1 rRNA gene is annotated in these 313 nt (G+C 47.6%); it reads right to left on the bottom strand.

Annotation, left to right across the window (positions count from 1 at the left end):
* A 23S ribosomal RNA gene (locus tag CF599_RS19435) occupies positions 1 to 313 on the bottom strand; the annotation flags it as partial.

The following is a 313-nucleotide window of genomic DNA, read 5'->3' as shown; positions in this document are numbered from 1 at the left end:
GCTGTCTGGGCAATCAAACCGCGTTATTTCAACTTAGTATACATTTGGGGACCTTAGCTGATGGTCTGGGTTCTTTCCCTCTCGGACATGGACCTTAGCACCCATGCCCTCACTGATAAGAATCATTACTTAGCATTCGGAGTTTGTCAGGAATTGGTAGGCGGTGAAGCCCCCGCATCCAATCAGTAGCTCTACCTCTAAGTAACTATCGATTATCGCTGCACCTAAATGCATTTCGGGGAGTACGAGCTATTTCCGAGTTTGATTGGCCTTTCACCCCTACCCACAGGTCATCCGAAAACTTTTCAGCGTT

The organism is Myroides sp. N17-2 (assembly GCF_002286775.1).
Classification (GTDB): Bacteria; Bacteroidota; Bacteroidia; order Flavobacteriales; family Flavobacteriaceae; genus Flavobacterium.
This window is presented reverse-complemented; position numbering and strand designations above follow the sequence as displayed.